This is a genomic window from Achromobacter denitrificans NBRC 15125 (assembly GCF_001571365.1).
GTDB lineage: Bacteria > Pseudomonadota > Gammaproteobacteria > Burkholderiales > Burkholderiaceae_B > Achromobacter > Achromobacter denitrificans.
Map to the genome: position 1 here is coordinate 24,220 of NZ_BCTQ01000037.1, position 24,178 is coordinate 48,397.

The 24,178-nt window shown below is 69.1% G+C and carries 19 protein-coding genes; 4 read left to right on the forward strand and 15 right to left on the reverse strand.

Annotation, left to right across the window (positions count from 1 at the left end):
* Positions 1 to 57: 57 nt before the first annotated feature.
* Positions 58 to 3,981 (reverse strand): ATP-dependent RNA helicase HrpA, encoded by a 3,924-nt coding sequence (hrpA, locus tag ADE01S_RS24645; RefSeq protein WP_062684375.1) that lies wholly within the window; start codon positions 3,979 to 3,981, stop codon positions 58 to 60.
* Positions 3,982 to 4,197: 216 nt separating this feature from the next.
* Here hrpA and argA point away from each other — a divergent pair, with 216 nt between their 5' ends.
* The 3 genes from argA to ADE01S_RS24660 all read left to right on the forward strand — a co-directional run bounded on the left by argA (position 4,198) and on the right by ADE01S_RS24660 (position 8,003).
* Entirely contained in the window at positions 4,198 to 5,556 is a 1,359-nt protein-coding gene (gene argA / locus ADE01S_RS24650; RefSeq protein WP_062684376.1) for an amino-acid N-acetyltransferase, read from the forward strand.
* 107 nt (positions 5,557 to 5,663) lie between these two features.
* Entirely contained in the window at positions 5,664 to 5,936 is a 273-nt protein-coding gene (locus ADE01S_RS24655; RefSeq protein WP_062684377.1) for an oxidative damage protection protein, read from the forward strand.
* A gap of 117 nt (positions 5,937 to 6,053) precedes the next feature.
* On the forward strand, positions 6,054 to 8,003 hold the full coding sequence (locus ADE01S_RS24660) for a phosphocholine-specific phospholipase C (RefSeq protein ID WP_062684378.1): 1,950 nt from the start codon (positions 6,054 to 6,056) through the stop codon (positions 8,001 to 8,003).
* A gap of 11 nt (positions 8,004 to 8,014) precedes the next feature.
* On the opposite strand, the gene phoU is transcribed toward ADE01S_RS24660, so the two are convergent.
* From phoU to ADE01S_RS24685, 5 genes are all read right to left on the reverse strand, one after another.
* A complete protein-coding gene (gene phoU, locus ADE01S_RS24665) occupies positions 8,015 to 8,743 on the reverse strand; it encodes a phosphate signaling complex protein PhoU (protein WP_062684379.1) in 729 nt (242 codons plus the stop codon).
* Between the two features lie 167 nt (positions 8,744 to 8,910).
* Positions 8,911 to 9,591 (reverse strand): ribose-5-phosphate isomerase RpiA, encoded by a 681-nt coding sequence (gene rpiA, locus ADE01S_RS24670; RefSeq protein WP_062684407.1) that lies wholly within the window; start codon positions 9,589 to 9,591, stop codon positions 8,911 to 8,913.
* Positions 9,592 to 9,630: 39 nt separating this feature from the next.
* The gene (locus tag ADE01S_RS24675) at positions 9,631 to 11,292 is read right to left on the reverse strand and encodes an isovaleryl-CoA dehydrogenase (RefSeq protein ID WP_062684380.1); all 1,662 of its coding nucleotides are present in this window, start codon (positions 11,290 to 11,292) and stop codon (positions 9,631 to 9,633) included.
* 57 nt (positions 11,293 to 11,349) lie between these two features.
* Complete coding sequence (locus tag ADE01S_RS24680; protein WP_062684381.1) at positions 11,350 to 12,879, reverse strand: amidase; 1,530 nt, start codon at positions 12,877 to 12,879, stop codon at positions 11,350 to 11,352.
* A gap of 104 nt (positions 12,880 to 12,983) precedes the next feature.
* Positions 12,984 to 14,354, reverse strand: a complete 1,371-nt coding sequence (locus ADE01S_RS24685; protein WP_062684382.1) for a DNA recombination protein RmuC — start codon at positions 14,352 to 14,354, stop codon at positions 12,984 to 12,986.
* A gap of 133 nt (positions 14,355 to 14,487) precedes the next feature.
* Here ADE01S_RS24685 and ADE01S_RS24690 point away from each other — a divergent pair, with 133 nt between their 5' ends.
* Positions 14,488 to 15,186 carry a PhoP regulatory network YrbL family protein gene (locus ADE01S_RS24690; RefSeq protein WP_062684383.1) on the forward strand — a complete coding sequence of 233 codons (699 nt, stop codon included), beginning with the start codon at positions 14,488 to 14,490 and terminating at the stop codon, positions 15,184 to 15,186.
* Here the strand turns inward: ADE01S_RS24690 and ADE01S_RS24695 are convergent.
* From ADE01S_RS24695 to ADE01S_RS24735, 9 genes are all read right to left on the reverse strand, one after another.
* Positions 15,183 to 15,872, reverse strand: a complete 690-nt coding sequence (locus ADE01S_RS24695) for a DNA-3-methyladenine glycosylase (RefSeq protein ID WP_062684408.1) — start codon at positions 15,870 to 15,872, stop codon at positions 15,183 to 15,185. The two genes, ADE01S_RS24690 and ADE01S_RS24695, sit on opposite strands and share 4 nt — an antisense overlap.
* A 25-nt stretch (positions 15,873 to 15,897) precedes the next feature.
* Positions 15,898 to 16,254, reverse strand: coding sequence for a Spx/MgsR family RNA polymerase-binding regulatory protein (locus tag ADE01S_RS24700; RefSeq protein ID WP_062684384.1), 357 nt, complete (start codon positions 16,252 to 16,254; stop codon positions 15,898 to 15,900).
* Positions 16,251 to 17,060: an ABC transporter permease subunit gene (locus ADE01S_RS24705; RefSeq protein WP_062684385.1), complete on the reverse strand. Its 810-nt coding sequence runs from the start codon at positions 17,058 to 17,060 to the stop codon at positions 16,251 to 16,253. Before ADE01S_RS24705 ends, ADE01S_RS24700 begins: the two co-directional genes overlap by 4 nt.
* On the reverse strand, positions 17,057 to 17,977 hold the full coding sequence (locus ADE01S_RS24710; RefSeq protein ID WP_062684386.1) for an ABC transporter permease subunit: 921 nt from the start codon (positions 17,975 to 17,977) through the stop codon (positions 17,057 to 17,059). Before ADE01S_RS24710 ends, ADE01S_RS24705 begins: the two co-directional genes overlap by 4 nt.
* On the reverse strand, positions 17,974 to 19,101 hold the full coding sequence (locus ADE01S_RS24715) for an ABC transporter ATP-binding protein (protein ID WP_062684387.1): 1,128 nt from the start codon (positions 19,099 to 19,101) through the stop codon (positions 17,974 to 17,976). Before ADE01S_RS24715 ends, ADE01S_RS24710 begins: the two co-directional genes overlap by 4 nt.
* Positions 19,102 to 19,106: 5 nt before the next feature.
* Complete coding sequence (locus ADE01S_RS24720) at positions 19,107 to 20,210, reverse strand: polyamine ABC transporter substrate-binding protein (protein WP_062684388.1); 1,104 nt, start codon at positions 20,208 to 20,210, stop codon at positions 19,107 to 19,109.
* 145 nt (positions 20,211 to 20,355) lie between these two features.
* Positions 20,356 to 21,024 (reverse strand): 3-deoxy-D-manno-octulosonic acid kinase, encoded by a 669-nt coding sequence (locus ADE01S_RS24725; RefSeq protein WP_172600312.1) that lies wholly within the window; start codon positions 21,022 to 21,024, stop codon positions 20,356 to 20,358.
* 58 nt (positions 21,025 to 21,082) lie between these two features.
* Positions 21,083 to 21,505 carry a group II truncated hemoglobin gene (locus tag ADE01S_RS24730; protein WP_082775891.1) on the reverse strand — a complete coding sequence of 141 codons (423 nt, stop codon included), beginning with the start codon at positions 21,503 to 21,505 and terminating at the stop codon, positions 21,083 to 21,085.
* Positions 21,505 to 24,036, reverse strand: a complete 2,532-nt coding sequence (locus tag ADE01S_RS24735) for an ABC transporter permease (protein WP_082775892.1) — start codon at positions 24,034 to 24,036, stop codon at positions 21,505 to 21,507. Before ADE01S_RS24735 ends, ADE01S_RS24730 begins: the two co-directional genes overlap by 1 nt.
* Between the last annotated feature and the right edge of the window lie 142 nt (positions 24,037 to 24,178).

Genomic DNA, 24,178 nt, shown 5'->3' on the forward strand with positions numbered 1-24,178 from the left:
ACAAAGAGACACGAAATCCCACGGTAATGCGGGACGGCTCGCGCCGCCCCGTATCACTCAGCGCTGCAAGGACTCCCAGCTCTTCATCAGCCGCTTCACCGACACCGGCATCGGCGTGCGCAGCTCCTGCGCGAACAGCGCCACCCGCAACTCTTCCAGCAGCCACCGGAATTCGTCCAGGCGGGGATCGGGCGCCCCCTTCAGCGCCGACCGGGCGCGCTGGTACTGCGTCACGAGCGGCGCCATTTCGGCCACCAGCTTGGCATCGCGCGCCGGGTCGGCCCGCAGCTTGTCGATGCGCGCCTGCACCGCCTTCAGGTAGCGCGGGAAATGCGCCAGCTGCGCATAGGGCGTGTCGCGGATGAACCACTTGGGCATGAGCGCGCCCAGTTGCGCCTGCAGGTCGGCATAGGCGGTGGCATGCGGCTTGGCCTGGGGCAGCTTGCGCTGCACCGCCGCGTACTCCGTCAGCACCGCCCCCGCCAGCCGCGCCACTTCCTGGGCCAGCAGGCCGAGCCGGCCCTTGCCCTCGGCGCGCCGGGCTTCGAACTGCTGCTCGTTGACCGGCCAGGGCTCGGCCAGGCAGGCCTGCCCGAGGGCGCAGTCGACGATCTGGTCGCGCAGTTCTTCCTGCGTGCCCAGCGTCATGTAGAGCATGCTGATCCGGGTCAGGTCCGTCAGGTTCTTTTCCAGGAACTTCACCTGCTCGCGCAGCCCCAGGCGGAACAGCTTGAGCAGGCCGGCGCGGTGGTGCTTGCGGGCCTCGTCCGGGTCGTCGAACACGTCCAGGTCGCAATGCGCGCCGCGGTCGACCAGGGCCGGATAGCCGATGACCGACTGCCCGCGCCGCTTGATCTCCATGATCTCCGGCAGCGGACCGAAGGACCAGGAGGTCAGGTTCTCGTGCGCCAGCGCCTGGGCCACCTGGGTATCGCTGGCCGCGAGCTGCTGGAAGGTGGCCTGGGCCTGTTTGCCGAATTCGGCGCGCAGTTGCGCCAGGTTGCGGCCGGCGGCCAGCATGCGACCGTGCTCGTCGACCACCCGGAAATTCATGAACAGGTGCGCCGGCAGGGTTTCCAGCTTGAAGTCCCCGACCGCCGGGCGGACCTGGACCTGGTCCCACATGTCCGCGATGATGGCGTCCACCAGGCCCTGCTGCGGATCGCCCAGGCGATCGAACCAGCGCTCGTAGAACCCGGCTGCGTAGTCCGGCAGCGGCACGCAATGGCGGCGCAGCTTCTGCGGCAGGGATTTCAGCAGCAGATGCACCTTTTCCTTGAGCATGCCGGGCACCAGCCATTCGCAGCGCGCCGGATCGATCTGGTTGAGGGCGAACAGGGGCACCGACAAGGTCACGCCGTCCCGCGCGGAACCGGGCTCGAAGTGGTAGTCCAGGGCCATGGACACGCCCTGCCACTCCACCTTCTTGGGGAACACGTCGGTGGTCACGCCGGCCGCTTCGTGCCGCATCAGCTCGTCGCGGGTCAGCATCAGCTGGGCCGCGGCGGCCTTGTCCAGGCCGGCCACCCATTTTTCCAGCGTGGCCGTCTGCGAGATGCCTTCGGGCAACTGGCGGTCGTAGAAGGCATAGATCAGCTCGTCGTCGACCAGAATGTCCGGGCGGCGGGTCTGGTGCTCCAGCTTCTCGATGCCGGCGATCAGCTTGCGGTTGTGCGCCACGAAGGCCAGGCGCGTGTCGATCTCGCCCGGCACCAGGGCCTGGCGGATGAAGAGCTCGCGCGCGTGCGCCGGGTTGACGCGGCCGTAGTGGATGCGGCGCCCGGCATAGATGACCAGGCCGTACAGCGTGGCCCGTTCGTTGGCCACGACCTGCCCCGCCTTCTTTTCCCAGCGCGGATCGGACCAGTTCCTGCGGATCAGGTGCGCGCCCACTTTCTCCAGCCACGGCGGCTCGATCCGCGCCACGCAGCGCGCGTAGAGCCGCGTGGTCTCGACCAGTTCGGCGGCGACGATCCAGCGCCCCGCCTTCTTCACCAGCCGCGAACCCGGATGGATGTGGAAGCGGATTTCGCGCGCGCCCTGGTAGTGGCCGCCCTCGTCGCTCTTGAAGCCGATGTTGCCCAGCAACCCCGACAGCAGCGCCAGGTGCAGCTGCTCGTAGGTGGCTTCCGTCTGGTTCACCCGCCAGCCCTGCTCGCCCACCAGGGCGGCAAGCTGGGTGTGCACGTCATGCCATTCCCGCAGCCGGATGGGCGACAGGAAATTCTGGCGCAGCAAGGCCACCAGCTTGCGCTGCGAGGCCTTGTGCTGCACCTGTTCGCCGTACCAGCGCCAGAGCTTCAGGAAGGAGATGAATTCGGATTTGTCGTCGCCGAACTTGGCGTGGGCGGCCTCGGCCGCCTCGCGCTCCTGCATGGGGCGGTCGCGCGGGTCCTGCACCGACAGGGCCGAGGCGATGATCAGCATTTCCGCCAGGCACTGCTGTTCCCGCGCGGCCAGGATCATCCGGCCGATGCGCGGGTCCACGGGCAGCTTGGCCAGTTCCTGCCCGCTGCGCGTCAGCGCGAACGACGCGCCGGTGCGGGCGCCGTCGGCCTCCTCGCCGGAGGCGGACGCCATTTCGATCGCGCCGAGCTCCTGCAGCAGGTGGTAGCCGTCGGCCACGGCGCGTCCGGGAGGCGCCTCGACGAAGGGGAACTGTTCGATGTCGTCCAGCTTCAGCGACTTCATCCGCAGGATGACGGACGCCAGCGACGAGCGCAGCACTTCCGGATCGGTGAAAGGGGCCCGGTTGTTGAAGTCCAGCTCGTCGTAGAGCCGGATGCAGACGCCCGGCCCCACCCGGCCGCAACGGCCGGCGCGCTGGTTGGCCGAGGCGCGGCTGATCGGCTCGATGCGCAGCTGCTCGACCTTGTTGCGCCAGGAATAGCGCTTGATCCGCGCCAGCCCGCTATCGACCACGAAGCGGATGCCCGGCACGGTCAGCGAGGTTTCCGCCACGTTGGTGGCCAGCACGATGCGCCGCGCGTTGGTGCGCGGATGGAAAATCTGCTCCTGCTCGGCCTGCGACAGCCGCGCATACAGCGGCAGCACCTCGGTCCCCGCCGGATGCCGCTTGCGCAGCGCCTCGGCGGATTCGCGGATCTCGCGCTCGCCGGGCAGGAACACCAGCACGTCGCCGGGGCCATGCCGCGCGCATTCGTCCACGGCGTCCACGATGGCGTCGATCAGGTCGCGCTCCTCGTCGCCCGACATGCGTTCGCGGCCGGGCTTGCCCGCCGCCGGCGCCTCGTCCGGCCCGGCCTCTTCGCGCACGGGCCGATAGCGGATTTCCACGGGATACAGGCGGCCCGACACCTCGATGACGGGCGCCGGCTTGTCCTCGGAGGCCGCGAAGTGGCGGGCGAAGCGCTCGGCGTCGATGGTGGCCGAGGTGATGATGACCTTCAGGTCCGGGCGGCGCGGCAGCAGCTGCTTCAGGTAGCCCAGCAGGAAATCGATGTTGAGGCTGCGTTCGTGCGCCTCGTCGATGATGATGGTGTCGTAGCGGCGCAGGAGCGGGTCGCGCTGCGACTCGGCCAGCAGGATGCCGTCCGTCATCAGCTTGATGGACGCGTTCGGGCCGGTGCGATCGTTGAAGCGCACCTGGTAGCCCACCACCTCGCCCATGGGCGTGTTCAGCTCTTCGGCGATGCGCTTGGCCACGGAGGTGGCGGCCAGGCGGCGCGGCTGGGTATGGCCGATCATCTTCTGGCGGCCGCGACCCAGTTCCAGGCAGATCTTGGGAAGCTGCGTGGTCTTGCCCGAGCCGGTCTCGCCGCTGACGATCACCACCTGGTGATTGGCGATGGCGCGCGCGATCTCCTGGCGCCGCGCGCTGACGGGCAGGTCTTCGGGGTAGGTCACCGCGGGAATGGGCCGCTCGGGGCGCGGCGCTCGGCGCGCATTCTGCGCGGCGGCGGCTTCCGGGGCCGCCGCGTCCGCGGCCTTGGGCGCCCGCGGGCTGGAGGATTCAGGCATGTACGATAGTCCGGTTAGGCCGACATTATAAATTTCCGCGCGCCCTGCCCGGGGAATCGGCCCAAAACCGGAAAATCGGGCACGGAATTCGCGCTGAATTCCGCCTGCGCCCCGGCCCCGGCGGTCATATAATTTCGCCACGCCGTCCACGCGACGGCGCTATGACGCGGCGCGTCGCCGCGTTTTTACCGACTCTCAGGAATCCCTCCACCCATCATGCCCGACCTGGAACCAGACACCGTCTCCGCCCTCGAAGCCCCTGAATTCGCACCCGCCCAGTTCGTCCGATGGTTTCGAGACGTGGCGCCCCATGTGCATGCGTTCCGAGGCAAGACGTTCGTGGTGGCGTTCGGCGGCGAACTGGTCCAGGCCGGCGCGCTGAACGCGCTGGTGCAGGATCTCTCGCTACTGTCCTCGCTGGGCATCCGCCTGGTGCTGGTGCACGGCTCGCGCCCGCAGGTCAATGAACAACTGCGCCTGAAGGGCTTTACCCAGCAATTCGACCGCGGCATGTCCCCCACCGACGCCGCCGCCCTGGAATGCGCCAAGGAAGCCGCCGGCGAGATCCGCCTGGATATCGAGGCAGCCTTCAGCCAGGGCCTGCCGAACACGCCCATGTCGCATTCGCACATCCGCGTGATTTCCGGCAATTTCGTCACGGCCCGCCCGGCCGGCGTGATCGACGGGGTGGACTACAAGCACACCGGCCAGGTCCGCAAGATCGACATCGACGCGCTGAAGTTCGCCATCGAGAAGGGCTCGTCGGTCGTGCTGCTGTCGCCGCTGGGCTTCTCCCCCACGGGCGACGCCTTCAACCTGGCCATGGAAGACCTGGCCACCAGCGTGGCCGTGGGCCTGCGCGCCGAAAAGCTGATCTTCCTGTCCGGCTCGCCCGGCGTGATGAACGACGACGGCACGCTGGACACCGAGCTGGCCCGCGTGGATGCCGACGCGCTGCTGGCCGCCGGCACGCTGGACGAAGACACCCACGCCTTCCTGCATTGCGCGTCCCTGGCCGTCAAGCGCGGCGTGGCCCGCGCGCACCTGCTGCCCTTCACGCTGGACGGCAGCGTGCTGCTGGAGATCTTCACCCACGACGGCGTGGGCACCATGGTGGTCGAGGACACGCTGGACGATCTGCGCCCGGCCACCATCGACGACGTGGGCGCCATCCTCAGCCTGATCGAACCGCTGGAGGCCGACGGCACCCTGGTGCCCCGCCCCCGCAGCGTGGTCGAGCGCGACGTCGAGAATTTCACGGTGCTGGAGCACGACGCCGTGATCTACGGCTGCGCCACCCTGCACATGTTCCCCGAAGAGCAGATGGCCGAAATGGCCTGCCTGATCGTGCATCCGGAATGGCAGGGTTCGGGCGAAGGCGAAATCCTGCTGCGCCACATGGAATCGCGCGCCCGTTCCGCGGGCGCCAAGCGGCTGTTCGTGCTGACCACCCGGACCTCGCACTGGTTCATGAAACGCGGCTTCGTGCAGGGCGGCATCGCCGACCTGCCCCGCGAAAAGCAGAACAACTACAACCGTTCTCGCAACAGCCTGGTCTTCATCAAGAAGCTGTAACCGCCCCGCGCGCGGGGGCGTTACCGCAGGACCCGAAGGGGCTTGGCGTCCCCAGGACGCCAAGCCCGCTAAAATGTGGCCTTACTTAATTTTTCCGGCAGCGAATCATGGCTCGTATCGTCAACTGTGTGAAATTGAAGCGTGAAGCCGAAGGGCTGGATTTCCCTCCCTATCCCGGCGAGCTCGGCACCAAGATCTGGCAGAGTATCTCCAAGGAAGCCTGGGAAGAATGGAAGGGCATCCAGACTCGCCTGGTCAATGAAAACCGCCTGAACCTGGCCGACGCCCGGGCGCGCAAGTACCTGAAAGAACAGATGGAGCGCTTCCTGTTCGAAGACGGCAACGTCGAAGCCCAGGGCTACGTTCCGCCCTCGGCCTGATTGCCTCGCGCCCGTCCGCGGGCCCCGCTTCCGAAGCCCCTCGCCCGCGAGGGGCTTCGCGTTTCCGGCCCCGCCGCAGGGGCTTAAGATCCCCCTATCGATGGATCTCGCGCTGCCATGAAAACCGAACCGTCCCCCGTTGCCGCCTCTTTTCCCGCCATCGCCCGCGCGCTGGAAATCGCCCCCGACCGCCAGACCGGCACGCTTCGGGACGTGCGCCACGTGGTGATCCTGATGCAGGAGAACCGCTCCTTCGATCATTATTTCGGCACGCTGCCCGGCGTGCGCGGCTTCGCGGACCCGCTGCCCGCGCCCACCGCGGCGGGCGACGTGCTGACCCAGGCGGACGGCGCGACCAGGGTCCGGCCCTATGCCCTGCGCGGCGACTACCCCAGCGGCACGCCGGTGGGCTATATCACGCCGCATACGTGGGACGATGCCCAGCGCGCCTGGAACGACGGCCGCATGGACCAGTGGCTGCCCGCCAAGAGCCGGCTCGGCATGGGCGCCTACGACGGCGCGGACCTGCCGTTCCAGACCGCGCTGGCCGATGCCTTCACGCTGTGCGACGCCTATCACTGCTCGATGCACGCGGGCACCAACCCGAACCGGCTGTTCCTGTGGACCGGCACCAACGATCCGGCGGGCCGGGCGGGCGGCCCGGCGCTGGTCAACACCCATGACCGCCTGGGCCCCATCGGCGAAGGCTACGGCTGGACCACCTATCCCGAACGCCTGCAGGAAGCGGGCGTGGATTGGCGCATCTACCAGGACATGGCCGACAACTACAACGACAACCCGCTGGCCGGCTTCCGGCAGTACCGCCGCCAGCACGCGGGCGGCGCCGCCGAGGCGCCCCTGCGCGATCGCGGCCTGACCACGCGCACGCTGGACGACCTGGCCCGCGACGTGGCCCGCGGCACCCTGCCGCAAGTATCGTGGATCATCGCGCCCACCGCCGATTCCGAGCATCCCGAGGTGTCGTCGCCGCGCCGGGGCGGCGCCTATACCGAGCGCGTGCTGGACATCCTCACCCGCAATCCCGAGACCTGGAGCCGCTGCGTGTTCTTCGTCACCTACGACGAAAACGACTGCTTCTTCGACCACATGCCCCCGCCCGCGCCGCCCGCGCGCCGGGAGGACGGAACGTCGGGCGGGCTGTCCACCGTCGCGCTCGACGGCGAATACCACGACGCGCGCCACGGTCCCAGCGCCGCCACGCCGGATGATCCGTCCGGCCTGCACGGCCGCGGATTCGGGCTGGGGCCGCGCGTGCCGATGCTGGTCGTCTCGCCCTGGAGCCGCGGCGGCTGGGTCAACTCGCAGGTGTTCGACCACACCTCGGTAATCCGCTTCCTGGAAGCGCGCTTCGGCGTGGCCGAGCCCAATATCAGCGACTGGCGGCGCGCGGTGGCCGGGGACCTGACCTCGGCCTTCGATTTCGCCGGGGATCGCGACCCGGCGCCGGAAGGCGGCAAGCGCCGCGCCTGCGCGCTGCCGTATGCGCTGGACGCCGAGGGAGTCATGGCGGCCGACGGCCGCCACTACCGGCTGACGCTGCGCAATCCCGGCGCCGCCGGCGCGGTACTGCACGTCTACGACCGGCTCGCGCTGGAACGGGCGCCGCGCCGCTATACGGTCGGCGCCGGCGACCGCCTGGACGACGGCTGGCGCCTGGCCGATGGCGGCGCCTACGATTTGTGGCTATTGGGCCCCGACGGTTTCCATCGCCAGTTCCGCGGCGACGCCCGGGACGCCGGCCGGATCGAGGCGCGGATGGCGCCGGCCGCGGGCGGGCTGCGCCTGCGGCTCACGAATCGCGGCGAAACGCCGCTGCCGGTGGCCGTGCGCTCGAACATGGAAGATGACTGGCGCGCCGAGGCGCAGGTCCCGGCCGGCGCCGCGCTGGATATCGATTATCCGGGCTGCCGGGGCTGGTATGACCTGGAGATTGGCGCCCCAACGCTGCCGGCCTTCGGCCGCCGCCTCGCCGGCCGTATCGACGCCGGCAAGCCCGGGACGCCGGATCCGCGCCTGGACGCGGGGGCCGTGCTGCCCCCAGCCTGAGGCGGGCAAGCTCAGGGCTCTTGCGAGTCCTCGTCGTCGACGTCGCCGCGCGCCAGGCGCTCGGTGTTCTTGACGCCGGTGTGGCGCACGTCGGCGCCCTTGACCATGTAGATCACGCGTTCGGACATGTTTTTCGCGTGGTCGCCGATGCGCTCCAGCGCGCGGGCGATGAAGATCATGTCGATGGCGCGCGAAATGGTGCGCGGGTCTTCGATCATGTAGGTAATGAGGTGGCGCAGCGCGCCCTTCCATTCCTTGTCCACTTCCTTGTCGCTGCGCACGACGGCCGCGGCCAGGATCGGGTCGAGGCGGGCGAAGGCGTCCAGGGCCTGGTGCAGCATGGTGCGCACATTGGCGGCCATGTGGCGCAGCTCGATCACCGGGATATGGCGCAGCTCGGCCTCGTGGATGCGGCGCGCGACCGTGGCGACCTTCTCCGCCTCGTCGCCGGAACGCTCCATGTCGGTCAGCATCTTGGACACGGCCATCAGCATGCGCAGGTCGATGGCGGTGGGCTGGTGCCGCGCCAGGATCCGGCTGATGCTTTCGTCGATCTCCACTTCGTGGCGATTGACTTCCTTTTCGCGTTCGCGGACCTTCTCAACCAGCGACAGGTCGCCGCTGGCCAATGCGTCGATGGCCTCCTGGATCATGGCTTCCACCAAGCCGCCCATTTGCAAGAACTGCGAACGGACGCTTTCCAGATCCGCGTCGAACTGTTTGTTTGTGTGCTCCGACATCCGGGCTCCCTGCGTGGTTGATCTCATTGCACTGCCCCGAAATTAAAGAGTATTACGAGATGGGCCTGCACAACCCGCAAGGTTATGACCCAAGTGTGACAAGATTATGAATCAACCCGCGCCGCCCGCAAGGCGCGGCGGCGCGGGGCGGCTCCCGCGGGAGCGTATCAGGCTTTGCGGTCCAGGCGGCGGATGCCGCTCTGCGTGGCCAGCAGGGCCACGTCGGCGCCCGCCAGCGAGAACAGGCCGCAGGTGACCACGCCGGGCAGGTTATTGACGCGGGCTTCGAGGCCCGGGGCGTCCGTGATGGACAGGCCCGACACGTCCAGGATGACGTTGCCGTTATCGGTGACGAAACCCTCGCGCAGGCGGGGCTGGCCGCCCAGCGCCGACATGGCGCGCGCCACCGACTCGCGGGCCATCGGAATGACCTCGATCGGCAGCGGGAACTTGCCCAGGGTCTGCACCAGCTTGGATTCGTCCGCGATGCAGATGAAGCGCTCGGCCACCGAGGCCACGATCTTCTCGCGCGTCAGCGCCCCGCCCCCGCCCTTGATCATGTGCAGGTTGGCGTCGATCTCGTCCGCGCCGTCCACGTAGATGGGCATGGTGGCGACGTCGTTGAGGTCCAGCACCTTCAGGCCGTGGCCGGCCAGGCGGGCGGCGCTGCGCTCCGAACTGGCCACCGTGCCGGCGATGCGGCCCTTGAAACGGGCCAGGCCGTCGATGAACAGGTCGGCCGTGGAGCCCGTGCCCACGCCGATGATGACGTCCGGGCCGGCGACCTGTTCAACGAATTCCAGGGCCGCGTCGGCGGCTTGCTGCTTGAGTTCTTGCTGGGAGAGCATGGCGGAAAAAATGCGCAAAGGGTTGTCGAGCCGGGAAATTTAGCATGCGGCGGCGGGCCAGGCCCGCGCCAGGATCGCCCCGGTGTCGGTTCCGGCGGGCAGTTCGCCGAAGAGGCCGCCGTCCGGGCGCAGCCGGCTGGCGGCGAATGCGCGCCCGACGGCCTCGGGCGCGTGCTGGATCAGCAAGGCGGCCTGCCACAACCGCGCCAGGCCGCCAGCGATGCGCCGCGCCTGGAACTCCGCCTGCCCCGTATCGGCGGCCAGGGCCTGCCAGCGCGCCAGGGCGTCGTCGAAATCGCGGTCCTGGCCCCGCGCCAGGGCAAGCTCGCGCTCCAGCGCCGGCAGGGCCTCGGGTTCGCGCTGCAGCGCCCGCAGCACGTCCAGCGCCATCACATTGCCCGACCCTTCCCAGATGGAATTGACCGGCGTTTCGCGATACAGCCTCGGCATCGGCCCCTCTTCCACGTAGCCGTTGCCGCCCCAGACCTCCATGCATTCGCCCACCGCGGCCACGGCGCGCTTGCATACCCAGAGCTTGGCCGCGGGCGTGCCCACGCGGACCAGGGCGCGGGCCTGCGCGTCGGCGCGCTCGTCCACCGCGCGGGCCAGGCGCAGCGCCAGCGCCATGGCGGCTTCGCCTTCCAGGGCCAGATCGGCCAGCACGTTGCGCATCAGCGGCTGTTCGACCAGGGGCTTGCCGAAGGCGTGCCGATGCCGCGCGTGGTGGACCGACTGCACCAGCGCCTGCCGCAGCAGCGCCGCGCTGCCCAGCACGCAATCCAGCCGGGTGGTGGCCGCCATTTCGAGCAGCGGCGCCAGCCCCCGGCCCGGCTCGCCCAGCAGCACGCCCCAGGCGTCCTCGAACTCGACCTCGGCGCTGGCGTTGCTGCGGTTGCCCAGCTTGTCCTTCAGCCGCCGCACGCGCACGGCGTTGCGCGGCCCGTCGGGGATCCAGCGCGGCACGAAGAAGCAGCCGAGCCCGTCGTCCGTCTGCGCAAGCACCAGGTGCGCGTCCGCCTGCGGCACCGAATAGAACCATTTATGCCCCACCAGCCGGTAGGGCTGGCCTCGCCCGGCCGCTCCCTGCGGCACCGCCCGCGTGCTCACCGCGCGCAGATCAGAGCCGCCCTGCTTCTCGGTCAGCCCCATGCCGATCAGGGCGCTGCGCTTGGCCGGCAGCGGCGCGTCGGCGCCGTCGAACTCACGCGAATACAGCGCCGGCAGCCACAGGCCGCCGAAATCCACGGCGCCGGCGGGCTCGCGCTGCAACAGGGGCACCGCGGCGAAGGTCATGGCGGTGGGGCACAGCGAGCCGGCCTCGACCTGGCCCTGCATCAGGTAGGCCGCCGCGCGCGCCACCTGCGCGCCCGGCTCGGGCTGCGCCCAGGCGCGGCTGTGCAGGCCGCGCGCCATGATGCCGCCCATGAGCAGGTTCCAGGACGGATGGAAATCGATGTGGTCGATGCGGTGGCCGGCGCGGTCGTAGGCGAGGAGTTCGGGCGGGCAGCGATTGGCCTGCGCGCCGGCTTCCAGCGTCTGCGCGCGGCCCAGCCAGGCCCCATGCGCGGCCAGCTCGCCGGCCCAGGCCTGCGCGCCCTCGCGGCCGACCGCGGCGCGCAGCGCCGGGTCGGTTTCGTACAGCGAATAGTCTTCCAGGGGCGGGACCTGATTGAATACGGTGTGCGTCGCGAACGATGACATGGCAACTCCCAGAATCCATCGGCCTGCGCGCCGCGCCGGCGCGGCGCCCCCGGCGCCTCAGCGGGCCATGGGCGCCACCAGGGCCCAGGGCCGCAGCGTCTCGACCTGCGCGGCCAGCTCCAGCAGCAGGGCCTCGCTGCCCAGCGGCCCCATCAGCTGGATGCCGATGGGCAAGCCGTCGGAAGACATGCCGAAGGGGATGGAGATGGCCGGCATGCCGGTCAGGTTGGCCAGCGGCGCGAAGGGCGAATAGCCGATGACGCCCTTCTTGCCCAGACGGTAGGCCAGATAATCGGCGTTGTCCATGGCGTAGCGGCCGATGGGCGCGGGCGGCTGCGCCAGCACCGGGCTCAGGAACAGGTCGTGGCCCTGTGTGCCGTCGCGCGCCAGGAAACGGCCGACGCGGCGCGTGATTTCGTGGCAGGTATCGACGCAGGCCACGTATTGCGCGCCGGAAATCGCGCGAGCGTATTCGCGCGCGCCCAGCGTGGTGGGCTGCAGTTCGTCGGCGGCGAGGCGGCGGCCGCGCGCGCCGACGAACGAATCGATGGCGTTGGCCGCCGCGCTGGCGATCAGGGGCAGCATGGGCGACAGCACTTCCTCGGACCCCACCGGCGGCGGCGCCTGCACGAGTTCATGGCCGAGCGAGGCGAAGAAGCGCGCGGCCTCGTCCACGACGGCCGCCACCTCGGGATGGATGGCCTCGCCTTCGTAGGTCGTGCTGATGAAGGCGATGCGGCGGCGCGCGGCTCCCTGCGGATCGGCCGCGACGCGCGCCACGACCGCGCGGTACGAGTCCGCCGGCTGCGCCGGCGCCGCGTACGGCGCGCCCACGTCGGCGCCGGCGCTGATGTCCAGCGACGCGGCGCAGTCGCGCACCGACAGCGTCATCATGTGTTCGGTGGCCAGGCCGCCCCAGCCCTCGCCCTTGAGCGGGCCCAGCGGCATCAGGCCGCGGGAAGGCTTCAGGCCCAGCACGCCGCAGCAGGACGACGGGATGCGGATCGATCCGCCGCCGTCGCTGCCGTGCGCGATGCGCACCATGCCGCTGGCCAGCGCGGCCCCCGCGCCGCCGCTGGAGCCGCCCGCGCTGTGGCCGGGCTTCCAGGGGTTCTGCGTGGCGGGCCCGTAGACGGGCGATTCGGTGGTCGGGCTCAGGCCCAGTTCGGCGCTGGTCGTGCGGCCGAACGGAATCAGGCCGGCGCGGCGGTAGCGCTTGACGATTTCGGCGTCGACATCCCATTCGACCTGGCCGTAGAGCACCGATCCCATGGCGCTGGGCAAGCCCAGCGCGGCGGTGCCCAGGTCCTTGAGCAAGGTGGGCACGCCCAGGAACGGCCGCTGCTGCAATTGCGCCTCGCGCTGTTGCGGCGACAACCGCGCCAGTTCGTCGTCCAGCGCCTGCGCCAGGCGCAGGCCGGTTTCCGCCTGCATGCCGCAAGCCGCGTTGATCGCGGGATTGCGCGCCTCCACCCTGCCTACCGCTTGCTGCATTGCGGCAAGCGCGGTCGTGACCCCTAGCGCGATATCGGCGCCCAGCGCCGTCGCGTCGAGGGTAGAGGAATCATGGCGTTCAGCGGTGCTCATGCTAGCGATGCTCCAGATATCGACGGCGAATTGCCGCAAGCATCAGGATATCGGCTGTCGGACCGGGCAACAAGCGCGGGCCGGACGCCGGCCGGCCGGCCGGATCAGTTGGCGCCCGCGGGCGGCGCCTCCGGCTCGCCGGGATCGTCGCCGCCCTCGCCCAGCAGCAGCCGCGCATCGGCCTCGGGCAACGCCTCCACGTCCTTCAGGTTGCGCAGCATGGCGCGCGTGCGCACTTCGGTCTGTCCGATTTTGTTGCTGGCGGTGTCCAGCGTCTTCTTGACGCTGGCCAGCGCGTCGCCGAACTTGCCGAACTCCGTCTTGACCGCGCGCAGCACCTGCCAGACCTCGGACGAGCGCTGTTCGATGGCCAGCGTGCGAAACCCCATCTGCAGGCTGTTCAGCAGCGCCGCGAGGTTGCTCGGGCCGGCCACGTTGACCCGCAGGTCGTGCAGCTTGTCGAGCAGGCCAGGCCGGCGCAGCACCTCGGCGTACAGGCTTTCCGTGGGCAGGAACATGATGGCGAAATCGGTTGTGTGCGGCGGCGCGACGTACTTGGCGGCGATCGAGCGCGCCTGCAGCTCGACCGCCCGGCCCAGCGCGGCCCCCGCGTTCTTGGCGCCTTCCGCGTCCGCAGCGTCCTGCGCGTCCATGAGCCGTTCGTACTCTTCCTTCGGGAACTTGGCGTCGATGGGCAGCCATACCGGCGCGCCGCCGTCGCCGCGCCCGGGCAGGCGGATGGCGAACTCCACCACGGCGTCGCTGCCGGGCACGGGCTTGATGTTGCTGGCGTACTGGTCCGGCGTCATGTTGTCTTCGATCAGCCGCGCCAGCTGCACTTCGCCCCAGGTGCCGCGCGATTTCACGTTGGTCAGGACGCGCTTCAGATCGCCGACGCCGGCCGCCAGCGCCTGCATTTCACCCAGCCCCTTGTGCACGGCTTCGAGGCGGTCGGACACCAGCTTGAAGGATTCGCCCAGCCGCTGCTCCAGCGTGGCATGGAGCTTTTCGTCCACGGTCCGGCGCATTTCGTCCAGTTTGGCGCTGTTGTCGGATTGCAACGATTGCAGGCGCTGGTCCACCGTGGCGCGCACTTCCATGAGGCGCCGCTCGTTGATCTGGATGAGGCCTTGCAGCTGCTCCGAAAAGCCGGCCCCGAAACGCGCCAGCGATTCCGCGGATTCGGCGCGGGCGGCCTGGGCATCGCGCGACAGGCCGGCGCGCAGTTCTTCCTGCGACTGCGCCAATTCCGCGCGCAAGGCGCGGGCCGATTCCGAGAATTCGCCGCGCAGGCCGCGCTGGCCCTCGGCGATGTCGGCGCGCAGGGCGCGCTCGGTCCGTTCCAGCCCCTCCAGCAGCGCCTCCAGGCGGGCGTCCGCGGCCGGCGGGCGCAGCCACGCCAGCATCGCCGCCAGGAAAGCCAGCACGGCGCCGCCCGCGGCGGCCCAAAGCAGAATATCGTTCAAGTGATGCATCTCCAAAGCCTGGATTGTAGGACTCCCGCCCCGCCCGCCACGGCGAAAAATGCCGGATCCGTACAGGCTCCGCTGCCTTCCGGCGGGCAAGCGGATTACACTCTGGCCCATCCACATCGGTCCCACAACCCCATTGAACCCAGCTGATCTCACCCCCGGCCAGCCCGCCGCATCGTTCCAGTCCGTATTCGGGCCGCTGGACCTGGATGCCGCGGTTCCGCTCGCCACCGGCGGCGACCGCCACATCTTCCAGCATCCCCACATGCCGTCCCTGCTCGTCAAGGTGATGGACATGCGCGCCCGCGCCGTGTACCTGGAAGCGCGCCCCTTCAAGCGCTGGTACAAGCAGTACCAGCGCGAAAGCGCCTACCGCGTCTACCTGAACGAAATCTCGGAATACGTCACCACCACCACCCGCCCCTCCGGCGTCTGGCAGGTGCCCATGGCGCGCATCCTGGGCGTGGCGCAAACCACGCTGGGCCTCGGGCTGGTGGTCGAGAAGATCTGCGACGAGGCGGGCAACATCGCCCCCACGGTGGCCGACATGGCGCGGCAGGGCAAGCTCGACGCGGCGCTCGGCGAACAGCTCGACGAGTTCTTCGACGATCTGGCCGACGCGCACGTGGTCCTGCACGACGTATCCGCCAGCAATATCGCCTGTGGCTTCAATGCGGACGGCAAGCCGGGCCTGTACCTGATCGACGGATTCGGCGTGCTGCCGCTCATCCCGCTCTATGCCTGGAGCAAGCGCCTGAACCGCCGCCGCATCGAGCGCAAGTACGCCGAAATGCGCGCGTCCCTGGCCAGGCGCTTCGCAGCGCCCGCCGCCTAGGGCATCTCGGGCGCCTCGCGCAGCACGATGCCCTGGCGGTCCACCCATACGTAGTCGTGTCCGGCGCGCTGCCCGCGGCGCAGCGGGTTGCGCGTGCAGAACGCCGCGTAACCGGGATCCACGAAACGGTAGCTCAGGTGTTCGTCGCGGCCCAGGGGAATGCCGAGGCGGGTAGTGCAGATCAGCGCGGCCGGCGCCTCCCCCACGTCTTCCACGTAGAGCGCGCGCGGATCGAAGCGGCGCGCGTCCCAGTCGGGCACTTTCAGGCCGAGCGCCCTGCACAGCAGCGTCTGGCCCGCGCACAGGCTGCCCGGCGCCCTGGGCCGCCCCTGGGCGTCGGGATTCAATTCCTGCATGCGGGCCAGCGCCTTCGGGCCGGACCGCGCATCGATCCAGGGGTAGCCGGACTTGATCAGCACCGCGTTGCCGGGCCCCGCCGCGCTGAAGTTCAGCGAATCCCCGCCCCGGGCGTAGTACATATAGACGGTGCCGCCGTCCATGAAGAGCGCGCGGCGCTTATGGGTATAGCCCAGCGAGGCGTGGCTGCCCTTCTCTTCCAGGTAGTACGCCTCGGTTTCGATGATGCGGGCCGACAGCCACAGGCTGCCCACGCGATGCCGGATGACCTTGCCCAGCAGCTCGCGCGCCAGCTGGGCCGCATCGCGGTCGAAGAAGGCGTCGGGCAGCGCCTGGCCGGCGCCGGCCGGCGTCTCAGGCGAAACGTTCGCCGTAGCGCTTTTCGCTGAAGCCAACGCTGACCTCTCCATCCGGCGTCACCGTGACGGGCCGGCGCACCAGCGCCGGGAATTCGGCGATGAGCGCGGTCCATTCGGCGTCGGTCTGCGCGGTCTTGCGCGCCTCGGGCAGGTTGCGCCAGGTCATGGAGGCGCGGTTGACCAGCTTTTCCCAGCCGCCGACCTTTCCGGCCCAGGACGTCAGGGTGCCAGCGGGCACCGGGTCGTCGCGGTAGTCCACGAAGGCGTGGGCGACGCCGTGTTCGGTCAGCCAATCGCGCGCCTTGACGCAGGTGCTGCATTTGGTCAGGCCGTAGAGGGTGGTTTGCTTCATTTGGGTTCGGACTCCTTGCGCGCTTGCAGGCGGTCGGCCAGGATCACGCAGGTGCCCACCGCCAGGATGAACAGCGTGGCCAGCGCATTGATCTCGGGTTTCAGGCCCAGGCGCACGCGCGAAAACACTTCCATCGGCAGCGTGCTGGAACTGGGCCCGGACAGGAACGACGCCAGCACCACGTCATCCAGCGACAACGTGAACGCCAGCAGCCAGGCCGAGGCCAGCGCCGGGGCGATGAGCGGCAGCGTGATCTTGAAGAACACGGTGATGGGCGTGGCGCCGAGGTCCAGCGCGGCCTCTTCCAGCGAGCGGTCCAGGTCGCGGATGCGGGTCTGGATGATGACCGCCACGAAGGCCATGCACAGGGTGACGTGCCCCACCCAGATCGTGAAGACGCCGTTCTCGGCGGGCCAGCCCAGGCTGCCGCGCAGTTCCACGAACATCAGCAACAGCGAAATGCCCAGCACCACCTCGGGAATGACCAGCGGCGCGCTCAGCATGCCCACGTACAGCGAGAAACCGCGGAAGCGGCCCATGCGTCCCAGCACGTAGCCCGCCCAGGTACCGATGATGACCGCGGCCGTGGCGGTCATGACGGCAATGCGGAACGACAGCCAGGCCGCGCGCAGCAGCGCGTCGTCGTTGAACAGCGAGTGGTACCAGCGGAACGACAGGCCCGTCCAGGACGTGACCGTGGGCGACTCGTTGAACGAGAACACCATCAGGCTGATGATGGGCACGTACAGGAAGAAGTACCCCAGCCCCAGCACGATGCCGCGCAAAGTCTTGTTGGGCCCGTTCACTTGCGGCCTCCGCCTGCCTGTTCCTGCTGCTTGACCTGGTTGTACTGGAAGTACACCAGCGGCACGAGCAGCAGCAGCACCATCACGCAGGTCACCGCCGAGGCCATGGGCCAGTCGGCGTTGTTGAAGAACTCGTTCCACATGACGCGGCCCATCATGAGGGTGTTGGCGCCGCCCAGCATTTCGGGGATCACGTACTCGCCCACGGCCGGAATGAACACCAGCATGGCGCCCGCGATCACGCCCTGGCGCGACAGCGGCACGGTGATCTGCCAGAAGGCCTGCCAGGGCTTGGCGCCCAGGTCGTAGGCGGCTTCCAGCAGGCGCAGGTCCATCTTCACCAGCGTGGCGTAGAGCGGCAGGATGAAGAACGGCAGGTACGCGTAGACCATGCCGATATAGACCGCGACGTCGGTGCGGTAGATTTCCAGCGGACTGGAAATGATGCCCAGGCTCTGCAGCAGGTTGTTGAGCAGCCCGTCGTTGCGCAGGATGCCCACCCAGGCGTAGACGCGCAGCAGCAGCGAGGTCCAGAAAGGCAGGATCACGCCCAGCAGCAGCAGGTTGCGCACCGAAGGCGACGAACGCGCGATGTAGTAGGCGATGGGATAGCCGATCAGCACGCAGCACAGCGTGGTGACGGCGGCGATCTTCACCGAGTTCAGGTAGGTAGCGAAGTACAGGCTGTCGGTGAACAGCAGGATGTAGCCGCGCAGGTGCAGGCTGAACTGCACCGCCTCGTCCTTGAATTCCGCCAGCGAGGTGTACGGCGGAATGCCGAACTTGAGCTCGGCGAAGCTGATCTTGAAGACCAGCAGGAACGGCACCAGCAGGAACAGCACCAGCCAGGCGAACGGCGGCACCACCGCCAGCGTGCGTCCCGACGGCAGCCAGTCGCGGGGCGAGATGCGGATCATGACGCCAGCACCGTCGCGCTGTCGGCGTCCCAGCTCACGAAGATTTCTTCGTCGATGCCCGGCGCGTCCAGTTGGGCGAGCATCCGGCTGGGCACGCTGGCCTCCACCGTCTTGCCCGAGTCCAGGCGGATCTGGTAGAGCGCGTAGCTGCCCATCCACGCCATGTGGCTGACCATGCCGTGCGCCCAGTTGTATTCGCCTTCGGGCTGTTCGCGCGACACCAGCAGCCGCTCGGGGCGGATGGAGACGTGCACTTCCATGCCCAGCGGCTCGCTCACGCCGTGGTTGACGAAGAGCGGACGGCTCAGTTCGCCGCATTCGATGGCCACGTGGTCGGGCTCGTCCACCACGATGGTGCCGGTGAACATATTGGTGGAGCCGATGAAGCTGGCCACGAAGCGGGAATTCGGGAAGGCGTAGACGTCCTGCGGCGAGCCGCATTGGACGATCTGGCCTTCGGTCATGACGGCCAGCCGATGCGCCATGGTCATGGCCTCCTCCTGGTCGTGCGTGACCATGATGCAGGTCACGCCGACCTGCTCCAGGATTTTGACCAGCTCGATCTGCGTCTTCTGGCGGATCTGCTTGTCCAGCGCCGACATCGGTTCGTCCAGCAACAGCAGCTTGGGCCGCTTGACCAGGCTGCGCGCCAGGGCCACGCGTTGCTGCTGCCCGCCGGACAGCTGGTTGGGCTTGCGCCGCGAATAGCCGGCCATCTGGACCAGGTCCAGGGCCTCGAACACGCGGTCATGGATTTCGGCGCGGTCCACGCCTTCCTGCTTGAGGCCGAAGGCCACGTTGGCCTCGACCGTCATGTGCGGAAACAGGGCATAGGACTGGAACATCATGTTCACGGGCCGGCGATACGGCGGCACGCGCGTGATGTCCTCGCCGTCCAGCAGGATCTGGCCCGAGGTGGCCTCTTCGAACCCCGCCAGCATGCGCAGCAGCGTGGACTTGCCGCTGCCCGAGCTGCCCAGCAGGGCGAAGATCTCGTTGCGCTTGACCGACAGATTGACGGAACGGACGGCGACCACATCGCCGAAGATCTTGACGACATCGGCGATCCGGACGAACTCGTCCGGATCCGTCGAATGCTGCGCCGAGTAACGGCTTTCGCTCATGATGACTATCTTCCAGACTTCAGCTCGGACCACATCCGGTTTTGCAGGCGTTGGATGTTCAAGGGCAGCGCCTTGATCACGTACAGGGTCTTGGAGACCTCCGCCGGCGGATAGATCATGGGATTGTCGGCCACGTCCTTCACCACGTACTGCCGCGCCTCTTTATTGGCGTTCGGATAGAACATGGTGTTGGTGATGGCGGCGTGCACCTTCGGCGTTTCGATGTAGTTGATGAACGCCAGCGCTTCCTCGGGGTGCGGGGCGTCCTTCGGGATGACCATCAGGTCGAACCACGCCGGCGCGCCGCCCTTCGGAATGAAGTAGTTCACTTCATAGGACTTCTTGGCTTCCTGGGCGCGCTTGCGGGCGATCATGACGTCGCCGGAGAAGCCGTAGACCATGCACAGGTCGCCCACGGCCAGCTCGTCGATATAGCCCGACGAGCTGAACTGGCGGATGTACGGACGGATCTTCATCAGCAATTCCAGCGCGGCCTTGTAGTCGTCCGCGTTGGTGCTGTTGGGGTCCTTGCCCAGGTACTTCAGCACGGCCGGAAACACCTGCGCGGCCTCGTCCAGCATGGAGATGCCGCATTCCTTCAGCTTGGCCGCGTTCTCGGGCTTGAAGATCATGTCCCAGCTGGCCAGGTCCACGCCGTCGCCCATGATCTGCTTGACCTTGGTGACGTTGTAGCCCAGGCCGTTGGTGCCGTAGCCCCAGGGAATGGCGTACTCGTTGCCCGGATCGACGGAGGCGACCAGCGCCATCACTTCGGGGTCCAGGTACTTCCAGTTCGGGATCTTGGACTTGTCCAGCTTCTGGAACAGGCCCGCCTCGATCTGGCGAGAAGCGTAATGCGTGGACGGGACAACGACGTCATAGCCCGATTTGCCGGCCAACAGCTTGGCCTGCAGGGTGTCGTTGCTGTCGTAGACGTCGTAGCGGACCTTGATGCCGGTTTCTTTCTCGAAACCGGGAATCGTGTCCGGAGCCGTGTACTCGGCCCAGTTGTAGACGTTGACGACCTTGTTCTGCGCGACCGCCGCCGATGTCGCCGCCGTAGCCAACATCGCCCCAAGCGCCCAGCGCATACCCGCCCGTAGTTTCATTACCAGCCCCCTTTGCGTGATGCCGTGTGTGACAGGAGTACCAAAAGGCGAAATGATAAAGCTTTTTAGCGATGACCTGCCCAACTTTGCCGGGTAGTTGGCGCAAATGCGGCCTGGCGGCCGCCGCGGGGCGGCGGGCGGCCGTTCAGGGCTGGATTCCGACGCCCCAGGCGGTCCAGTAGCTGTCGCGCAGGCGCAGCCAGAAGCGCTCGCCCTCCTCGCCCGCCACCTTGCGCAGCGAGCGGCGCAGGCGGTCCAGGTTGCCCTGGCGCTGCCGCTCCGACAGGGCGCCCTGCGTGCCGCGGTCGAAATCGATCAGCCAGACCTGGCCGTCGCTGCCGACCAGGATGTTGAAGGCGTTGAGGTCGGCGTGCCACACGCCGGCCCGGTGCATGCGGACGATGGCCTCCGCCGCCGCCTGCCAGAGGGGTTCGGCCAGCGCCAGGGCCAGGGGCCGCACGCCGGGGATGCGCTCGACCACGATGGCCGCGCGGTAGATCGGACCCTGCCGCCAGTAGGCGGCGGCCAGCGGCGCGGGGACGGCCAGGCCCTGGGCGCGCATGGCGGCCAGCAGCCGGTATTCCCGGAAGCTGCGGGTGCGGTCCTCGCCGTTCCACAGATAGGCGTCGCGGCTGACCCGGGCGATCATGCCGCCGCGGCGGTAGCGCCGCAGCACGCCCTGCCAGCCCTGGCCCTGGACGAACCAGGCCGCCTGGCGCCCGCCGGCATCCACCGGGCGGGCCCGGTCGCCGTAGCGGGCGGGATCGAAGAGCTCCGGCCCGGCCTCGGGCACGCGCAAGGCATCGCTGAGCATGGCCCCGGCCAGCGGGCCGGGCCAGTCCCGGCGTGTCTCGCCGGACCGCCGGCCGTCCTCAGCCCTCACGGTTGCGCATCCAGTCGGCCACGCCGTAGAACGACTGCAGCAGGCGGTCCACCAGGGCCGGCTCGATGCCCTCGTCCTCCATGGCGCGCCCGATGCAGGTCACCCACTGGTCGCGTTCGGCCTCGCCGATCGAGAACGGCAGGTGCCTGGCGCGCAGCCGCGGATGGCCGAAGCGTTCTATATAGTGGTCCGGGCCGCCGAAATAGCCGCACAGGAACCAGAACAGCTTGTCGCGCGCCTCGTCGAGGCTGGGGCCGTGGGCGGCGCGCAGCTCCTTCAGGTCGGGCTCCATGTCCATCAGGTCATAGAAGCGGTCGACCAGGGCGCGCACGCCGGGCTCGCCGCCCAGCAGGTCGAAAATACTGCGGGAGTTTTCCACGGGTTCGGTAATGGGGTGGACGCGGGTCGTCATCAGGTCTCTCGTAGGGTAACCAGCGGCGGCGTGCGCAAGACGCCCCGCAGGGCAAGCGCGCCGCCCGCCCATGCGCCGAGCATGCCCGCGACGATGCCTGCCAGCCATGGCCAAAGGCTAAGAGTAATCGTGAAATCGAACACCTGGGTTGACAAAGCCCAAGCAATCGCCGTGGCGCCAGCGGCGGCCAGCAGGCCCGCCAGGCCGCCCACGGCCCACAATTCGATGCGCTGGGACCGGGCCAGTTGGTTGCGGGTCGCGCCCAGCGCGCGCAGCACCGCGGCCTCGCGCATGCGTTCGTCGCGCGTGGCGGTCAGGGCCGCGGACAGCACCAGCACGCCGGCCGCCAGCGTGAACAGGAACAGCAACTGCACGGCGCGGCCCACCTCGTTCAGCACCGACTGCAACTGCTGCAGAATGGCGCCCACGTCGAAGACCGTCAGGTTGGGGAATTCTCGCACCAGCGCGGGCAGCGCCGCCGCCTTGTCCGGCGGCAGATAGAACGAGGTGATCCAGCTTTGGGGCATGTCGGCCAGCGAGGCGGGGGTCAGGATGGCGAAAAAATTCACCCGCATGGTATCCCAGTCGACCCGGCGGGTGCCCGAGACGGCCACTTCGACCTGCTGGCCCGCCACGTCGAACGTCATCTTGTCGCCCAGCTTGATGCCCAGGGTCTTGGCCAGGCCGGACTCCAGCGACACCTCCGCCGAGCCGGGGGCCAGCCAGCGGCCCTGCTCGATCCGGTTGGAGGACGGCAGCTCGTCGCCGTAGGACAGGTTGAACTCGCGGTCCACCAGCCGCTTGGCGCGGGGTTCCTCGTAGTCGTCCGGGCCGACGGCGCGGCCGTTGATGGCGATGAGCCGGCCGCGCACCATGGGCGAGAGCGAAATGCGGCCCAGGCCCTCGCGGGTGAGCGCGGCGGTCACGGCTTCGCGCTGGTCCGGCTGCACGTTGATCAGGAAGCGGTTGGGCGCGTCCGGCGGCAAGGTCCGCTGCCAGCCCTGGATCAGGTCGGTCCGGGTCATGGCCAGGAGGAGCAGCGCCATCAGGCCCACGGCCAGCGCGCACACCTGGGTGATGGTCGCGGCGCGTCGGCGCACCACGCCGGCCAGCGCGAAGCGCAGCGCCGGCAGGCCGGCGGCCAGCCCGCGCACGCGCGCCAGGCCCAGGATGCACAGCCAGGCCACCAGCGCGAACACCGCGAAGGCGCCCAGGAAGCCGCCCGCCACCACGGCGCCCAGCTTGGCGTCGCCGGCGAACCACCAGATCAGCAGGGCGAAGCCGGTGGCGCCCAGGACGTAGCCCAACGCGCTGCGCGCGCTCAGCGCGTCCGCGTCGCGCCGCAGCACCCGGGCGGGTGGCACGTGCCGCAACTGGGCCAGCGCGGGCAAGGCGAAGCCCAGCAACAGCAAGAGGCCCGTCAGCAGCCCCTGCAGGGCCGGGATGGCCGAGGGTGCCGGCAAGGTGGTGTCGATGAGCGACCCCAGCAGCATGACCAGCACCTGGTGCACCGCGTAGCCCAGCAGGCAGCCCGCGGCCGAGGAGAACAGGCCCACCAGGGTAAATTCCAGCGTCAGCATGCGCGACACCTGCGATTGCACCGCCCCCAGGCAGCGCATGACCGCCACGCCGTCCCGGTGGCGCGCCATGTAGCGGCCCGCCGCCAGCGCCACGGCCACCGCCGAGATCAGCACGGCCAGCAGCGCGACCAGCGACAGGAAGCGCTGCGCGCGGTCCAGCGTGCGGCGCACCTCCGGACGGCCGGATTCCAGCGTGGCCACCTTCTGGCCCCGCTTCAGGTTCTGCTTGAGCCAGGCCGAGTAGCCGGCCACCGCGTCGGGCTGGCCGGCCACCAGCAGGGCATGGCCGATCCGGCTGCCCGGCGCGATCAGGCCGGTGGCGGGCAGGTCGCTGGCCCGAAGCAGCACCCGCGGCGCCACGTTGACGAACTGCATGCCGCGGTCGGGCTCATAGGTAATGACCCGGTCGATGCGCAAATGGGCGTCGCCGACGTTCAGGGTGTCCCCCACCTTCAGGTTCAGCAGGGACAGCAGTTGCCCGTCCACCCACACCGCGCCTTCCGGCGGAACGTCGCGAGTGGCGGCGTCGGGCGCGAACGGCGCGTCCGTCACCCTCAAGGCCCCGCGCAGCGGGTAGCCCGGCTCGACCGCCTTCAGCGCGGCCAGCTGGGCCGCGTCTCCCGCCCCCACCATGGACGGGAACTGCCAGGTGCTGGAGACGGCCAGGCCGCGCTCGCGGGCCTGGTCCAGGAAAGCGGCCGGCACCGGCTCGTCGGCGTCCAGCACCAGGTCGGCGCCGAGCATCTGCCCCGCGTCGCGCTCCAGCGCCCGCCCGACCCGGTCGGCCAGGAAGCCCACGCTGGTCACGGCGGCCACCGCCACGACCAGCGCCAGCACCAGCAGCCGAAGCTCGCCGGCGCGCGCGTCACGCATCATCATCCTGGCGCCCAGGCGCAGGGTGGACCAGAATCCGGGGCGCTTGGCCCGTGACATATCAGGGAAATCCATCATTCCACAATGTTAACCAACGGCCTGAATCGGGGCCGAATCCCGATATCATCCCGGGGCGGGAGGCTGTGCCACCGAAAATGGCCCCCACGCCGCGCCTTCGGCTTGCTGCCCCCCAAAGGGGGCCGTTTTGCCTTGGGGCGGT

What these genes read in the sequence shown, in the direction of transcription:
- ADE01S_RS24655 (WP_062684377.1), top strand. Translation starts at nt 5,664, where the DNA reads ATGGCTCGTATCGTCAACTGTGTGAAATTGAAGCGTGAAGCCGAAGGG.
- ADE01S_RS24685 (WP_062684382.1), bottom strand. Translation starts at nt 14,354, where the DNA reads ATGCATCACTTGAACGATATTCTGCTTTGGGCCGCCGCGGGCGGCGCC.
- ADE01S_RS24725 (WP_172600312.1), bottom strand. Translation starts at nt 21,024, where the DNA reads ATGCTCAGCGATGCCTTGCGCGTGCCCGAGGCCGGGCCGGAGCTCTTC.
- phoU (WP_062684379.1), bottom strand. Translation starts at nt 8,743, where the DNA reads ATGTCGGAGCACACAAACAAACAGTTCGACGCGGATCTGGAAAGCGTC.
- ADE01S_RS24660 (WP_062684378.1), top strand. Translation starts at nt 6,054, where the DNA reads ATGAAAACCGAACCGTCCCCCGTTGCCGCCTCTTTTCCCGCCATCGCC.
- argA (WP_062684376.1), top strand. Translation starts at nt 4,198, where the DNA reads ATGCCCGACCTGGAACCAGACACCGTCTCCGCCCTCGAAGCCCCTGAA.
- ADE01S_RS24715 (WP_062684387.1), bottom strand. Translation starts at nt 19,101, where the DNA reads ATGAGCGAAAGCCGTTACTCGGCGCAGCATTCGACGGATCCGGACGAG.
- ADE01S_RS24680 (WP_062684381.1), bottom strand. Translation starts at nt 12,879, where the DNA reads ATGAGCACCGCTGAACGCCATGATTCCTCTACCCTCGACGCGACGGCG.
- ADE01S_RS24710 (WP_062684386.1), bottom strand. Translation starts at nt 17,977, where the DNA reads ATGATCCGCATCTCGCCCCGCGACTGGCTGCCGTCGGGACGCACGCTG.
- hrpA (WP_062684375.1), bottom strand. Translation starts at nt 3,981, where the DNA reads ATGCCTGAATCCTCCAGCCCGCGGGCGCCCAAGGCCGCGGACGCGGCG.
- ADE01S_RS24720 (WP_062684388.1), bottom strand. Translation starts at nt 20,210, where the DNA reads ATGAAACTACGGGCGGGTATGCGCTGGGCGCTTGGGGCGATGTTGGCT.
- ADE01S_RS24730 (WP_082775891.1), bottom strand. Translation starts at nt 21,505, where the DNA reads ATGACGACCCGCGTCCACCCCATTACCGAACCCGTGGAAAACTCCCGC.
- ADE01S_RS24675 (WP_062684380.1), bottom strand. Translation starts at nt 11,292, where the DNA reads ATGTCATCGTTCGCGACGCACACCGTATTCAATCAGGTCCCGCCCCTG.
- ADE01S_RS24700 (WP_062684384.1), bottom strand. Translation starts at nt 16,254, where the DNA reads ATGAAGCAAACCACCCTCTACGGCCTGACCAAATGCAGCACCTGCGTC.
- ADE01S_RS24735 (WP_082775892.1), bottom strand. Translation starts at nt 24,036, where the DNA reads ATGATGGATTTCCCTGATATGTCACGGGCCAAGCGCCCCGGATTCTGG.
- rpiA (WP_062684407.1), bottom strand. Translation starts at nt 9,591, where the DNA reads ATGCTCTCCCAGCAAGAACTCAAGCAGCAAGCCGCCGACGCGGCCCTG.